Raw genomic sequence first — 14,156 nt, 5'->3', positions numbered from 1 at the left:
TTCACGCTCACAGATACTGCCCCGTATTCGCTGTCGTCTCGATCGACTTTCCGGCTTCCTGACCCGCCTTGCCCTGGATGATGGTGCGGATGTAGGTGATCCGCTCGCCCTTCTTGCCGGAGATCCTGGCCCAGTCATCCGGGTTGGTGGTGTTGGGCATGTCCTCATGCTCGCGGAACTCATCCACCACGCCACGGAGCAGATGCTCGATCCGCAGGCCCTTCTGCTGGCTGGTCAGGAGGTCCTTGATCGCGTTCTTCTTGGCCCTGTCCACCACGTTCTGGATCACGGCGCCGGAGTTGAAGTCCTTGAAATAAAGCATCTCGGTGTCACCGCTGGCGTAGGTGACTTCCAGATACTCCGTTGACTTCTCCGTGGCGTACATCGCTTCGACAGTGAGCTGGATCATCGCGTCCACCGTCGCCTGCCGGTCATTGCCATGCTCGGCAAGATCCTCCACATGAATGGGAAGATCCGTGGTGATGTACTTGGCGAAGATGTCTGCCGCCGCTTCCGCGTCCGGGCGCTGGATCTTGATTTTCACATCCAGCCGGCCGGGTCGCAGGATGGCTGGGTCGATCATGTCCTCGCGGTTCGAGGCGCCGATGACAATGACGTTTTCGAGCTTCTCGACTCCGTCTATCTCGCTGAGCAGCTGGGGAACAATCGTCGTTTCGACGTCGGACGATACCCCGGTGCCGCGGGTACGGAAAAGCGAGTCCATTTCATCGAAGAAAACCACCACCGGGCTGCCGTCGGAAGCCTTCTCCCGCGCCCGGGCGAAGATCAGCCGGATGTGCCGCTCGGTCTCACCGACGTACTTGTCCAGCAGTTCGGGTCCCTTGATGTTCAGGAAGTAGCTACGCGTTTCCTCCGTGCCGCTGCGCTCGATGGCCCGTGCTGCAAGCGAGTTGGCCACGGCCTTGGCGATCAGTGTCTTGCCGCAGCCGGGAGGCCCGTAAAGCAGGATGCCTTTGGGTGCCTTGAGGCCATGCTCGCGGTAGAGATCCGGGTAGAGGAAGGGGAGTTCAACGGCGTCGCGGATTTCGTCGATCTGGGGCCCGAGGCCGCCGATGTCTTGATACGAAATGTCCGGAACTTCTTCCAGAATGAGGTTCTCCACCTCGCTGCGGGGGATCTTTTCGAGCGCGTAGCCGCTGCGCGCGTCGATGGAGACGGCGTCCCCGACACGGATCTTCACCTTGAGCAGGGTGCCGGAAAGTTTGACCACCCGCTCCTCGTCCGCCCGTCCGACAACCAGGGCACGGTCCGCACCGAGCAGTTCCTTGATGGTGACCAGTTCGCCGGCGCGCTCAAACCCCAGGGCCGCGATGACGGTGAGGGATTCGTTCAGGAGCACTTCCTGGCCCGGACTCAGCTGCGCGAGGTTGATCAGCGGGCTGACGGCAACACGGAGCTTGCGGCCGGACTGGATAATGTCCACGCTTTCCTGCGTGGTCGCCGTGGTGGTCGCACCCGTGCGCGGGTGCTGCCGCCTGTTGACCTGGGTGATGGTGGCAAAGCTGAAGGGGGTCTCGCCGTCGCGCTCCAGAGCGTCCTTGAGGCGGACGATTTCGGCCTTGGCAGACTCCAGCATGGAGACAAGCCGAGCGTTGTTCTGCGTGGCCGAGGCCAACTGCTTGTCCAGGTTCCGGATCTTGTCCCGTAGAACATTGATCTGGCGCTGTGCAACAGTCAGCTCGGTTGTCTCTCCAGCCGGTGCCGATTGATTGGTCTGGTTCTGGTCTTCGTTCATCACCGCAACCTGCTCTCTGGAATCGGGTCCCTTGGTAAGACCCTAGCCGCCGATGCCCCGAGTGCAACACTTACTTGAGAAGGAAACGCCGGAGCCGCTCGGGGAATTCCGCTGATAGCAGTATGAACACCTAGTTGTTACTGGTCTGTAACCTGTCCGCCGGCGCCGTCGGGTTGATCGGCATTTTTGAAGGCGCCGCGCTGCACAGTGGAAGCGGCGTCTTTGGCAGCACGTCTGAGCCTTTTATCCGACACCGCCCGCTCCCCCAGCGCCTCCGTATCCCACTTCTCATCGTCAGGCGCCCAGGTTTTCAGGTCCGCTGCCGAGAATTCCGACTTGGAGGCGCGGCGCTTGGGCGTCAGCCCGGTGACGCCGTCGGCCAGCCGGCGGGCAGTGAGCAGGAAGCCGGTGTGGGCGACCATACGGTGATCCGGGCGAACTGCCAGCCCTTCCAAATGCCAGCCGCGCACCATCGACTCCCAGCCGTCGGGTTCGGTGAAGCGGCCGTCGGCTCGGATCGCTTCCGCAGTCCGCGACAGCTGCGTAACAGTGGCGACATAGCTGATCCACACTCCGCCCGGAGCCAGCACGGTCGCAACGGCGTCCAGACATTCCCATGGGGCAAGCATGTCCAGCACGACGCGGTCCACACTGCCCGGGGCCTCCTGCTTGACCACTTCGTCCTGGAAGTCGCCCAGCGAGATCTGCCAGGCTGGATGAGGCCCGCCGAAAATGGTTTCGACATTTCCCCGCGCGATGTCGGCGAATTCCTCACGCCGTTCAAACGAATGCAGGTAGCCCTGGTCGCCCACGGCGCGCAACAGCGAGATGCTCAATGCGCCGGAGCCCACACCGGCTTCAACCACCCGGGCGCCCGGAAAAATATCGGCCATCGTCACAATTTGACCGGCATCTTTGGGATATACGACGGCGGCGCCACGCGGCATGGACAGGACGAAATCCGAGAGCAGGGGCCGCAGGGCCTGGTACTTGTGGCCGGTGTCATTGCTGACCACGCAGCCTTCCGGCTGTCCGATCAGGACATCGTGTGTCAGGAAGCCCTTATGGGTGTGGAACGCACCGCCGGGGGTCAGCGTAATGGTGTTCATCCGGCCTTTTTCGTCCGTGAGCTGGACGCGCTCTCCGGAACGGAACGGGCCGCGGCGCTGGTCTGCTCCGTGCGGTGTGGTCGGTGAACTCATGCTGGCGCTACTTCCGATCGGTGGATAGTGATTATCGGCTGGGAACTGGGGCGGCATACTGCTTATGAGGCTTTGCCGGTGATGGCCCGTACAACAGTTGATTGGCTGAGCAACCCCGTAACCCGCCCGTCTGCGTCAGTGACCGCATACTCGGTTCCGGCAAGCCCGGCGAGGTACTGCACAAGTTCCTGTCCGGCAGCCCATTCAGGTATGTAGGCGCCGGGGGCCAGAGCACGGCTTACGGCGGCCGCCGGTGTGCGGGCAGCTGCAGTTTCCGGAACCTGTTCAAGCGCTTGGCCGTCGACGATCGCTTCGGGCTGGCCGGTAGCGGCTGTCAGGATCACGAATGCCTGCGGTGCCCTCCGTGCTACGGCCTGCACCTGCTCCACATTAGAACTGGCAGGCATGCTGATGGCGGGCTGTTTCAGAGCGCCGGCACTGACGTGCGGCAGCCGCAGCCGCAATTTGGCGTTGGTGATGGAAGCACTCGCACCCATCCACAGGAATCCGCCCACCAGAACCATGATCACCACTACCTGGAGGTCGGGCTGGAGTCCCATGGCCAGCGGCACGCCGATGACCCCCACCACGATGAGGACGACGATGACGCGTCCGGCCCAGCCTGCGGCCAATGTGCCCTTTTCCTGACTGCCGGTGATGCCCCAGACAGCCGACTCCACCAATCTGCCACCGTCCAGCGGCAAGCCAGGGAGGATGTTGAAGACCGCAACGAGCAGGTTGGCCCAGATAAAGATGTCCGTCAGGACCCAGGCCACGGCATTGGCCTCCATGACGGGCATGACCAACGCGCCAAAACCGGCCAACGCGAAATTGGCTGCAGGGCCGGACAAGGCAACTATCAGGGATTTGCCCGGAGTGGCCTTGAAGTTTTCGAACTGGGTATGGCCGCCCCAGAGGTTGAGCACGATCTTTGCGGTCGGCCAGCCGAAGACGCGCGCGCTGAGTGCGTGGGCGAGTTCATGGACGAGGACAGAGAGCAGCAGCAGCACGGCATAGCCGAAGGCCACCACATAGGATGCGCTGCCGAGTCCCGGGATGGCCCTGCTGACCTGGGGCCCGAAGGCGAAAACGATGAAGATGGCAATGATGAACCAGGAATAGGCCAGCACGATGGGAACGCCGCCGATGCTGCCCAGCGGTATCCCCTCGCGGCGGACCGGCGGTTTGGATTCAGGCGGGGAGTTGCTGGTGTCCGGGCTGTTCCCAGTGTCCGGCGACATGCTCATGCGCCTCTCCCGGCACCCTGGACGTTGACGACATCCTGCTCCAGCAGCAGGTCCAGGTCCGCCAAGGACTTGCCTGCCAAGCTTTCCCACCGGTACCGGCCCCGATCATCCGGGACCTCGACCACGTGAGGGATGGCCACGGTCACCAGTCCTGCAGCCTGTGCCGAGGTGGCACCCGGCACAGAGTCTTCAAGCGCTACGACACGTGACTTATCGAATCCGGGCTCAGTTGCCGCCAGCTTGTCGAAGGCACGCTGGTACGGTTCCGGATTGGGCTTGCCATGCTCCACCATGTCGCCGGTGATCATGAAGCGGAAGCTGCCCGCAGGCAGCGACTGGACGACCTCTTCGGCGAGGATGGTCTCGGACATGGTCACGAGCGCGGTCGGTACCCCTGCGTCGTTAAGCTGCTTCAGCAGCTCCCTGGCCCCCGGCCGCCATGGAATCTCGCGGCGCACCTTGGCGACGACGGCGTCCAGCAGCTGGTCGATGATCTCCCTGACGCTCAGGTCGACGCCTGCCTCCTGCAGGACGGCAGCGGAAACCGGAAGCGCATTGCCGACCAGTCCGCGGCCTAGCTCATCAGTCCAGACCCCGCCGAATTTGAGGACCAGTTCGGTTTCGGCTTCGATCCAGTACGGTTCGGTGTCCACGAGGGTTCCGTCCATATCCCAGAGAACAGCCTGTACGCGCGTTCGATTTTCAGACAGCGCACCAAGGCGGTCGGGAGAAGCAGACATGCTCCAAGTCTACGGTCCCGCCGGCGCCGGGCACGCCTCGATGCCCTGGCTATGCTCTACGCGAATCACGGTACCGCTCACTGACAACTCCACGGGCTGGGTTTAGGGTGAAGACGTGAGCACTATGGACAGTAATGAGGCTCGGGGCTTGCGGCGCTTGTTCCCGAAGCCGGAGGGCGGAGACGAGCGGCGGCTGACTATCATGCTCGCCGCGTTTGAAGGCTGGAATGATGCCGGCGAGGCGGCAACCGATGCAGTGAAGTACCTCAGCCGGTTGTGGGACGGTGTTAAAGTGGCCAGTATCGACCCCGACCTGTATTACGATTTCCAGTTCACCCGCCCGTTAATCCGGCGCACCGCCTCCGGCGATCGACGGATCAAATGGCCAACCACCAAGCTGACACGCTGCAGCGTTCCGGATACGGACATAGACATTGTGTTCGTGCACGGCGTCGAACCGTCATACCGCTGGCGGGCATATACCGCCGAGTTGCTCGCCCACGCTACTGAACTCGACGTCGATTGCCTGGTGCTGGTCGGGGCGTTGCTGGCCGATGTTCCGCACAGCCGGCCCATCCCGGTGACCGTTACCAGCGAAGACGACACGGTCCGGGAATCTCTGAATACGGAAGCCAGCCAGTACGAGGGTCCGACCGGGATTGTCGGGGTGCTTGCCGAGGTGGCCTCGCTGGCGGGAATCCCTACCTTGTCCCTATGGGCAGCCGTGCCCCATTACGTAGGGCAGTCTCCTTCTCCCAAGGCCGAGCTGGCGATCCTGCAAGGCCTGGAAGATATTCTGCAGGTTCCGCTGGATACCGCCGTGCTGACCGAGGAGGCCGAGGCATGGGAGCGCGGCGTCAACGAACTAGCCACGGAGGATCCGGAAGTCGCCGCTTACGTCCGGCAGCTTGAAGAGGCCAAGGACACGGCGGACCTGCCGGAGGCGACCGGCGAATCCATTGCCCGTGAATTTGAGCGCTACCTGAAAAAGCGCCGGAAGGAGTAGCCGGGCGGCAGCCAAAAAAGGCTCCGCCCGGCCGGCTTTAGCCGTGAGCGTTAAAGGACGATGCCGAGCAACGCGTCGAGCACCTTGGCGACGGCGCTTCCGGCGGGGTCTTCACGCTGGCTACTGCCGCCGGGCGAGGCCGCGGCCCAGGCGTCCACCGCGGCCAGCGCGGCAGGTGCATCCAGGTCCTCTGCCAAGGCCGCCCGTATCCTGTCAGCCAGGGCGGCGGCTGATTCCTCATCCGAGTTGCCTGCGGCGGCACGCCAGCGCGCAAGCCGCTCGGTTCCAGCCTGCAGCAAGTCATCGGTCCAGAACCAGTCGCTGCGGTAATGCTGGCCCAGCAGCACAGTACGGATGGCAGACGGGTCCACGCCCTCCGAGCGAAGCTTCGACACGAGCACCAAGTTGCCCTTGGACTTGCTCATTTTTTCGCCGTCCAGGCCCACCATGCCGGCATGGACGAAGTGGCGTGCCAGTTCCGTTCCGGTCAAGGCATATGCATGCCCGGCACTCATTTCGTGGTGCGGGAAGCTCAGGTCGGAGCCGCCGCCTTGGATGTCGAAGGTTTCCGGCAGGAACTTCCGGGCAATGATGGAACACTCGATGTGCCATCCGGGCCTGCCTTCGCCCAGTGAGCTTCCGGGCCACTTCGGCTCGCCCTCGCGGGCCACGCGCCACAGCAGCGCGTCCAAGGGATGCCGCTTACCGGGTCGCTCAGGATCGCCGCCGCGCTCGGCAAAGAGCGGCAGCATTTCCTCCTCGGTCAGCCGCGAGGTCATGCCGTTGTGCCAGCCCTCACCGGCTGCCGCGACGGAATCGAAGTAGACGTCGCCGTCCGGTTCGCCGCCGGTGCCGGGCACCCGGTACGCCAGCCCCTCGGTGATCAGTTGCTCGATCGCCGGAATGATCCATTCGATGGACTCCACCGCACCGATGTAATGGTCCGGCGGCAGCACATTGAGCGCCTCCATGTCTTCGCGGAAGAGGTCGGTCTGGTCCTTGGCCAGCGCTTCCCAGTCCACGCCCATGGCCTTCGCCCGTTCGAGCAGCGGATCGTCAATGTCAGTGACGTTCTGCACGTACTGGACTTCCCGGCCGGCATCGCGCCAGTAGCGGTTCAGCAGGTCGAAACTGACATAGGTGGCGGCATGGCCCATGTGGGTGGCGTCGTAAGGAGTGATACCGCAGACATACAACGAACCGGTGGGAGCGGGATCCAGTTGGACCATCTCCCCCGCGGCCGTATCAAAGAGGGCCAGCGTGTTATGGCCTCCGGCGATCTGAGGCACTGGGCGCGCATTCCAACCAAACAATGGCTGTTCCTTCCGGTGAGAATCACGGTCCGGCGGGGACCGCCGTCGTACTTATGGCGTTGCTAAGCGTTGATAACGCCGATACCAAGCAGGATGTACAGCAGCAACCCAAGCGCTATCCGGTACCAGACGAAGAGCTTGTAGCTGCGGGTCGAGACGTACTTGAGGAACCATCCGATGATGACGAAACCGACCACGAAGGCCACCAGCGTCGCCAGAGCGGTTTCACCCCCACCATACGGTCCGGGTTCGTTCCAGCTGGTGGCCAACTGGTAGAGCCCACTGGCAAATACCGCCGGAATCGCCAGCAGGAACGCATACCGGGCGGCCGCCTCACGTGTGTAGCCCATGAGGAGGCCGGCCGTGATGGTTCCGCCAGAACGCGAGACACCCGGGATGAGCGCCAGCGCCTGGGCCAGACCGTACAGGATGCCGTGCTTATAACTGAGCTTATCCAGAGTCCGGACCTGCTTGCCGATTGTGTCGGCGATGGCCAGGAACAACCCGAAGACGATCAGCATGGTCGCCACGATCCACAGGCTTCGGAAGGACCCTTCGATCTGGTCCTCGAAAAGCAGTCCGAGCACACCGATGGGGACGGAACCGATGATGATCAGCCAGCCCATCCGGGCATCCGGGTCGTTGCGCGGCACCTTCCCAGTCAGGGAGCCGAACCAGGACTTCACGATCTGGACGATGTCTTTCCAGAAATAAACCAGGACTGCGGTTTCCGTGCCTAGCTGCGTGATGGCGGTAAACGCGGCGCCGGGGTCGGAGGCACCGGGCAGGAGTTCACCCGCAACGCGCAGGTGTGCGCTGGAGGAAATCGGGAGGAATTCGGTCAGGCCCTGGATGAGTCCCAGAAAGGCCGCTTCTAGCCAAGTCACAACTTAGACCTTAAAGCACGACCACCGCTGCGGCAGAACCGGACACCGTCGCCGTGACAAAGATCCTCCTACGGTATGACCTGCGAACCACATGCGCGACTCATCCGCGGGTCAGTTCCCGCCTGCGGCGGGGCAGGCCGTAGGCTTTTGCCCATGGAGCAGAATCGGTTAGGTCATAGTGGGCTGAAAGTACCGCGCCTGTCGTTAGGCACCATGACGTGGGGCCAGGAGACGGACGAAGAGAGCGCGGCAACGATGCTGCGCTCCTATCTGGATGCAGGAGGGACCCTCCTCGACACGGCGGCTGCTTATGCCGAAGGCCGCAGCGAAGCGATCATCGGTACGTTTCTGGGTGAACTGGTCCCCCGGCAGGAAGTCACTGTGGTTTCCAAGGCGGGGATGGTCCGCCGCGACGGCGCAAGGGAAGTGGACACCTCCCGGGGCGCAATGCTGCGTTCTCTCGACGCCAGCCTGGCGCGTCTGGGCACGGACTATCTCGACGTATGGCTGGCGCATGTCTGGGACGACAACGCGCCTCTGGAGGAAACGCTTTCTGCCTTGGAGTTCGCCGTCTCTTCCGGCCGCGCACGCTATGTGGGCGTCTCCAATTACTCGGGCTGGCAACTGGCCCGGGCCGTGTCGCTCAGTGCCGTCCCCCTGGTGGCCGTGCAGTCCGAATACTCGTTGCTCCAGCGAACGGCAGAACGGGAAGTTATCCCGGCGGCACGGGCTTTGGGCACCGGAGTCATGGCCTGGTCCCCCCTTGGCCGCGGTGTGCTGACCGGAAAATACCGGAACGGCACACCGGCGGACTCGCGGGGGGCCTCCGAAAACAGGGCGGGCTTTGTGGAGCCTTATCTTTCCGGAAGGCCCGCCAGGATCGCTGAGGCGCTGGCAACCGCAGCCCGGGGCCTGGATGTGCAGCCGCTTGAGCTGGCCCTTGGCTGGACACTGGAACAGCCCGGTATCGACACTGCCGTGATCGGTCCACGGACACCCGGCCAGCTCGAACAGATCCTCAAGGCTGCCCCGAAGAGCATTCCGCCCGAGATCGCTTCTGCGCTCGACGATATCTCGGTACCGTAGTGCCTACACCGTAACGTAGCTGCGGGAGGGTCTACTTCTCCTCAATTTCCAGATCGTCGTCGAAGGGGTCAGCGACCTCTTCATAGTCGTCATCGCCGTCGTCGTCCTCGTCTTCGGACTCGTCGTAAATGACGAGCGGCGTAACTTCACCGTACGCGTCGTAAAGTGCGTCTTCATAGGCTTCGAAGGTTTCCATTATGGAGGAGAACGCGGCCTCCACCGCAGGATCATCTTCACCGCGCCGGCTGGCGGATGCGGCAAGATGTTCCTCAAGGGCAGCTGTAAACGACTGGAGTGCGACACGCGGATCAATTGCCATGTAGTAGACGTTAGCTGTTGTGGGAAGAATAAGTGAAGAGATTGGAGGGCCAATGAGAGAACAAATTAGCACCGGCTCTATCCAGCGCGAACGCGATCACCTCCGCCAGTATGAATATCTTGTCCTGACGGTCAATAAGGGCGAATCTGTCAAGGAGGCCCGCCGGGCGCTGGCTGAGCATGCCGAATACGGCAAGTGGGACCTGATCCGGACCCGCTTCTACATGGGCGGCAGCCGCAAGTACTGGATGCGCCGGAAAGTCCTCCGCGTAGAGGCCACTGTCTGACCTGCTCCCCCGGGGTCCCTCCCTGCCTATGGGAAGGCTGGTGACGGGGCTTAGTCCTCGATGGGGCCAAGCCAGGCGTTAGCCACCGTGCCGTGCGCTGATTCGTCGTCTGAGGGATGGTAGAGCCCGGCCAGCACATCCCGGTACAGACGCTCCAGCTCGCTGCCGCGGAAGTACCCGCCGCCGCCGGAGACCCTTACGGCGTGCTCGACTACGCGCTTCGCTGTTTCCGTCGCCCTGACCTTGACTGACGCAAGCTTGGGAAACCACATCGTCCCGTGGTCGATGAGAGTGTCGACGTCCCGGGCGATACTTTCCAGCTGCGGATAGAGCCCGTCCATTTCGATCGCAGCATCGGCGACACGCCAGCGGATGTCCGGATCCTGCGCATAGCTCCTGCCGGTCTTCAGGGACGTCCGCCGGCCTACGTTCTCCACGGCCAGCTCCACCGCCCGTGACCCGATGCCGGCATAGACCGAGGCCAGCAGGATCTCGAAGCAGCTGAAGATGCCAAAGATCAGCAGGTCCGGATTCGGCCCCACCGGGAGCTTCCGGAAGACCCGTTCCGGCCGGGCGCACACCCCTTCCAGCACTGTCGTATTCGATTGGCTGGCCCGCATGCCCAGCGTGTTCCAGTCGTCCTTGATGCGGAAGCCGGGAGCTTCCCTGTCGATGAAGGCCCAAACCAGCTGTGGCTCGTCGCCGTCGTCGTCTCGCCCGAAAGTTCCCAGTTTCGTCCATACGGGCGAGAGGCTGGTGAAAACCTTGGTTCCCGTGAAGGAATACCCGCCGTCGCCCTGTGGCGTGGCGACCGTGGTGGAGTCAAACAGCACGTGATCGTTTCCGGCTTCGGATACGCCGAACCCGAAAATCTCACCCCGGCTTGCTTCTTCGAGCACGAAGTCCAGGCTCCGGTCCCCGCGGGCCTGCATCACCTGGGCGACGCCGGTCCAGACCAAGTGCATGTTGACAGCCAATGCTGTGGCCGGGGCGGCACTGGCCAGCCGGAGCTGGGCCAGGGAGGCCTGCCGCAGGCCGTACCCGAGCCCGCCATCGGTCTCCGGCACAAGCATTTTCAAATAGTCCGCGGCCTGAAGATCAGCGAAGTCCTCGTGGCAGAAGGAATTCGCCTCGTCATAACCGGCCGCCCGGGAGCGGAACGTGGCGAGCATCGCCTCCGGCAGCAGGTCTTCAACTGTCTTGGTCATCGATCCGTCCCGCGCTAGTAAGTGGTCAGCAGCCGGTGCAGCACGCGCGTGCCGAACTTCAGAGAGTCCACGGGAACGCGTTCGTCCACGCCGTGGAACATACCCGTGAAGTCCAGATCATCGGGCAGTTGCAGGGGCGCGAACCCGTATCCGGTGATCCCGAGCCGAGCCAGCGACTTGTTGTCCGTTCCCCCGGAAAGCGTGTAGGGCAGAACCACTGCGTCCGGATCCTCGTGCCTGAGCGAATCCACCATTGCGTCCACGAGGTTTCCGGCGAACGGAACTTCGAGCGCCGAGTCCTGGTGGATGTAGGAGATGTCCACGTCCTCCCCTGCCAGCTCCTGGATCTTGGCCAGCACCAGTTCGTCCTGGCCGGGCAGAGTCCGCGCGTCGATCCGAGCTTCGGCCAGGCCAGGTATGACGTTTTCCTTGTACCCGGCCTTCAGCACGGTCGGATTGGAAGTGTTTTGAAGCGTGGCGCCGACGAAACGTGCCACTGTGCCCAGTTCCTTGAGCAGAATGTCCGGATTGTCCGGATCGAATTCGACGCCGGTGAGTTCCGTTACGCCGTCCAGAAAACGGCGGCTCGTGTCCGTAAGCTCGATGGGCCACTGGTGGGCGCCGATCCGTCCCACGGCGCTTGCCAACGTGGTCACCGCGTTGTCCGTGTTGATCTGCGAGCCGTGGCCAGCCCGGCCGCTGACGGCCAAGCGCAGCCATGCGATACCTTTCTCAGCAGTCTGCAGAAGGTAGGCACGTTGCCCGCCGATGTTGGCAGAGAAGCCACCGACTTCCGAAATCGCTTCCGTGGCGCCGTCGAAAAGTTCGGGTCGGTTATCGACCGCCCAGCGGGCCCCGTATTTTCCGCCGGCCTCCTCGTCGGCGAAGAAAGCGAATACGATATCGCGCTTCGGCTTGGTTCCGGTTCGGGCCATATCGCGGGCCACGGACAGGATCATGGCATCCATGTCCTTCATGTCCACCGCTCCACGGCCCCAGATGAGACCGTCCTTTTCCTCGCCGCTGAACGGGTCGACCTGCCAGTCTTCTTTCTGCGCCGGCACAACATCCAGATGTCCATGGACTACCAGTGCGTCCGCGGAAGGATCTTCCCCCGCCATGCGGGTGACGACTGAAGCACGTCCCGGAGATGACTCGAAAATCTCCGTGGACAGACCCACTTCCTCCAGCAAGCCGGCCGTGTACTCTGCGGCTGCCCGCTCCCCCGGACCCGCATTGTCACCAAAATTCGAGGTGTCGATCCGGATCAGTTCCTGGCAAATACGGACGACTTCATCTTGCGGGAGGAGGGCAGGCATTTCAGGCTCCTTGCTGACGGGATGATTGGCTCCAGCCTATCGATCTGCATCAGTGGTGGCAGCCCCTTGCCATAGAAACCCGCCGGAACGGGGGTATGAAAGTCCCCGATTCAACACTTCGGCCAAAACGTGTTAGAGTTTTTCTCGCTGCTTTCGAAGGAATCGGTTCGCCGAAACTGAACGAAAATACCACCTGCGCGGGTGGCGGAATGGCAGACGCGCTAGCTTGAGGTGCTAGTCCTCTTATTGAGGGTGGGGGTTCAAGTCCCCCTCCGCGCACAGGGAAAACCCCGGAAACTTAACGGTTTCCGGGGTTTTTTGTTGCCCGTCCCCGAGCGGGACTGATTTTCACCCAGGCGGCTGCGGACATACGACAGCTGCGGAAAGCCTGAGGATGAAGGCTGCGAAGTCTTAACTCAAGATTTGCTCAAGACGCGCGCCCTGCAGTGCGGCCCCTCCCCCGGAAAATAGTGTTGGATTCCGGCGCCGTCCTGCCGTCCCCCGTGGTGGGGCGGCGCCGAAACTACGATGTTCTGGACAAAGTGAGAAGCATGACCGACAGGCTTGTCCCCATCATGGAACAGAATATTGACCTCCCTGGGGCCCTAGAACGCGGCGGTGTTTCCGGCATATCCTGCCCGCCGAAGGGGCCCAGGCGCTGCCGTTCGGGCTCATCGGGGATTCGGACTATGACGCGTTCGTGCTTGGCGGCGCCGCGAACTCAGGCCTTCACGAGGGCCGCCGCCTCATCGTTGGCGGTGGTGCCCGTGCCGAGGTAGCGCTCGATACTGACGGGGCAGTGACCAAGCCCGCCGCCCTGACCCCGACGGCGGAAGTTGATGACCTGGCCGGTCCTCCCGCACCCGCAGGTGCCGGTCTCGACGTCGCCCATATCATCGGTGAGGAGGAAACCGGGGTAGCTGGTGTTGAGGGAATCCAGTACGGCGATGATGCCGGTGCCCCCCGGAGCGAGCTCTTTGCCGATCTGGCCAGGGTCCCGGATGGAGATGTAGCACCACGGCGGGACGTGCTTGCGATGCAGGTGGCATTCGACAGCGAGCATGTTCGACTCGATCATCCCGTACATGTCGCGCACGTTCCCGGGGCGCACGCCGAGCAGGTCGTGGCACCGCTCCCGAAAGCCTTCGGCAGGGATAGCCTCGGCCGTGTGCCGCTTCCAACCGCCGAGCGTGATAATCATGCTGTACGGGTCCAAGCGCACATTGATCTTCTCCTGCTCGAGGAACCGGAGGAGCCGCTCGATGAGGAACGGCGGACAGACGATGTGCCGGGTCATGTGGCCCCTCCACCGGCGCAGGTGCTCCAGGGCCTCCCTGACGTCGAATGCCTGGTCGGCAACGAGGTATACGTGGTGGTCGAAGACGCTGTTCAGTATGTTGAAGTCCTTGAGCAGACCCATCTCCGAGGCTTCCGAGTCCGACGGGTTCAAGAAAAGTCCCGCGCCCCCGGACAGGCTGAAGAACTCACGGTAGGTCCCGATCAGACCAACCAGCGACCGCGTCACTGTCTCGCTGTTGCGGCGGGCGACGGATGGGACACCGCGGGTTCCGCTGGAGCTGGTCTCGGTCTCAACATCGGCCAGGGAGCAGGTGAGTAGCACATGGGCGTCGGGACGCTTAAACATGCCGACCGGCAACAGGGGCGAGTTCTAGCGATCGTTGCAACATCCCCGATATTCGGGAGTTTCCTCGATCATGCAACCGCTATCAATTCCAAGTTCTTCCTTAAGGGAAAAATCGGGTTCTTCGTCCGTGGGCCAGGCGGCC

Annotated in this window: 13 protein-coding genes and 1 tRNA gene; 4 read left to right on the top strand and 10 right to left on the bottom strand. The window is 62.8% G+C overall.

What is annotated here, in order from left to right:
• Positions 1 to 7 precede the first annotated feature (7 nt).
• The 4 genes from arc to HGO92_RS21360 all read right to left on the bottom strand — a co-directional run bounded on the left by arc (position 8) and on the right by HGO92_RS21360 (position 4,945).
• Complete coding sequence (arc, locus tag HGO92_RS21375; protein WP_169998473.1) at positions 8 to 1,756, bottom strand: proteasome ATPase; 1,749 nt, start codon at positions 1,754 to 1,756, stop codon at positions 8 to 10.
• Between the two features lie 137 nt (positions 1,757 to 1,893).
• The gene (locus HGO92_RS21370; RefSeq protein ID WP_205834894.1) at positions 1,894 to 2,958 is read right to left on the bottom strand and encodes a tRNA (adenine-N1)-methyltransferase; all 1,065 of its coding nucleotides are present in this window, start codon (positions 2,956 to 2,958) and stop codon (positions 1,894 to 1,896) included.
• Positions 2,959 to 3,020: 62 nt separating this feature from the next.
• Positions 3,021 to 4,199 carry a site-2 protease family protein gene (locus tag HGO92_RS21365; RefSeq protein ID WP_169998505.1) on the bottom strand — a complete coding sequence of 393 codons (1,179 nt, stop codon included), beginning with the start codon at positions 4,197 to 4,199 and terminating at the stop codon, positions 3,021 to 3,023.
• Between the two features lie 2 nt (positions 4,200 to 4,201).
• On the bottom strand, positions 4,202 to 4,945 hold the full coding sequence (locus HGO92_RS21360; RefSeq protein WP_169998470.1) for an HAD family hydrolase: 744 nt from the start codon (positions 4,943 to 4,945) through the stop codon (positions 4,202 to 4,204).
• 124 nt (positions 4,946 to 5,069) lie between these two features.
• On the opposite strand from HGO92_RS21360, the gene HGO92_RS21355 reads away from it, so the two are divergent.
• Entirely contained in the window at positions 5,070 to 5,951 is an 882-nt protein-coding gene (locus HGO92_RS21355; RefSeq protein WP_074702381.1) for a PAC2 family protein, read from the top strand.
• A 50-nt stretch (positions 5,952 to 6,001) separates the two neighbouring features.
• Here HGO92_RS21355 and mshC read toward each other — a convergent pair whose 3' ends face one another.
• The gene (gene mshC, locus HGO92_RS21350; RefSeq protein ID WP_169998468.1) at positions 6,002 to 7,264 is read right to left on the bottom strand and encodes a cysteine--1-D-myo-inosityl 2-amino-2-deoxy-alpha-D-glucopyranoside ligase; all 1,263 of its coding nucleotides are present in this window, start codon (positions 7,262 to 7,264) and stop codon (positions 6,002 to 6,004) included.
• 62 nt (positions 7,265 to 7,326) lie between these two features.
• Positions 7,327 to 8,151, bottom strand: a complete 825-nt coding sequence (locus tag HGO92_RS21345) for an undecaprenyl-diphosphate phosphatase (protein WP_169998467.1) — start codon at positions 8,149 to 8,151, stop codon at positions 7,327 to 7,329.
• A gap of 153 nt (positions 8,152 to 8,304) precedes the next feature.
• Here HGO92_RS21345 and HGO92_RS21340 point away from each other — a divergent pair, with 153 nt between their 5' ends.
• On the top strand, positions 8,305 to 9,237 hold the full coding sequence (locus HGO92_RS21340) for an aldo/keto reductase (RefSeq protein ID WP_169998465.1): 933 nt from the start codon (positions 8,305 to 8,307) through the stop codon (positions 9,235 to 9,237).
• 31 nt (positions 9,238 to 9,268) lie between these two features.
• On the opposite strand, the gene HGO92_RS21335 is transcribed toward HGO92_RS21340, so the two are convergent.
• The gene (locus tag HGO92_RS21335) at positions 9,269 to 9,556 is read right to left on the bottom strand and encodes a hypothetical protein (RefSeq protein WP_169998464.1); all 288 of its coding nucleotides are present in this window, start codon (positions 9,554 to 9,556) and stop codon (positions 9,269 to 9,271) included.
• 52 nt (positions 9,557 to 9,608) lie between these two features.
• Between HGO92_RS21335 and HGO92_RS21330 the strand changes: the two genes are divergently transcribed.
• Entirely contained in the window at positions 9,609 to 9,842 is a 234-nt protein-coding gene (locus tag HGO92_RS21330) for a DUF5703 family protein (protein ID WP_074702386.1), read from the top strand.
• Between the two features lie 50 nt (positions 9,843 to 9,892).
• Here the strand turns inward: HGO92_RS21330 and HGO92_RS21325 are convergent, their stop codons facing one another.
• Positions 9,893 to 11,050: an acyl-CoA dehydrogenase family protein gene (locus HGO92_RS21325; protein WP_169998462.1), complete on the bottom strand. Its 1,158-nt coding sequence runs from the start codon at positions 11,048 to 11,050 to the stop codon at positions 9,893 to 9,895.
• 14 nt (positions 11,051 to 11,064) lie between these two features.
• Complete coding sequence (locus HGO92_RS21320) at positions 11,065 to 12,369, bottom strand: M20/M25/M40 family metallo-hydrolase (protein WP_169998461.1); 1,305 nt, start codon at positions 12,367 to 12,369, stop codon at positions 11,065 to 11,067.
• 195 nt (positions 12,370 to 12,564) lie between these two features.
• Here HGO92_RS21320 and HGO92_RS21315 point away from each other — a divergent pair.
• A tRNA-Leu gene (locus HGO92_RS21315) sits at positions 12,565 to 12,648 on the top strand.
• Positions 12,649 to 13,090: 442 nt separating this feature from the next.
• Here HGO92_RS21315 and HGO92_RS21310 read toward each other — a convergent pair.
• The gene (locus tag HGO92_RS21310; protein WP_277351947.1) at positions 13,091 to 14,026 is read right to left on the bottom strand and encodes a LuxE/PaaK family acyltransferase; all 936 of its coding nucleotides are present in this window, start codon (positions 14,024 to 14,026) and stop codon (positions 13,091 to 13,093) included.
• Positions 14,027 to 14,156: the final 130 nt, after the last annotated feature.

This window comes from Crystallibacter degradans, assembly GCF_012952295.1.
Lineage (GTDB): Bacteria > Actinomycetota > Actinomycetes > Actinomycetales > Micrococcaceae > Crystallibacter > Crystallibacter degradans.
This window is presented reverse-complemented; position numbering and strand designations above follow the sequence as displayed.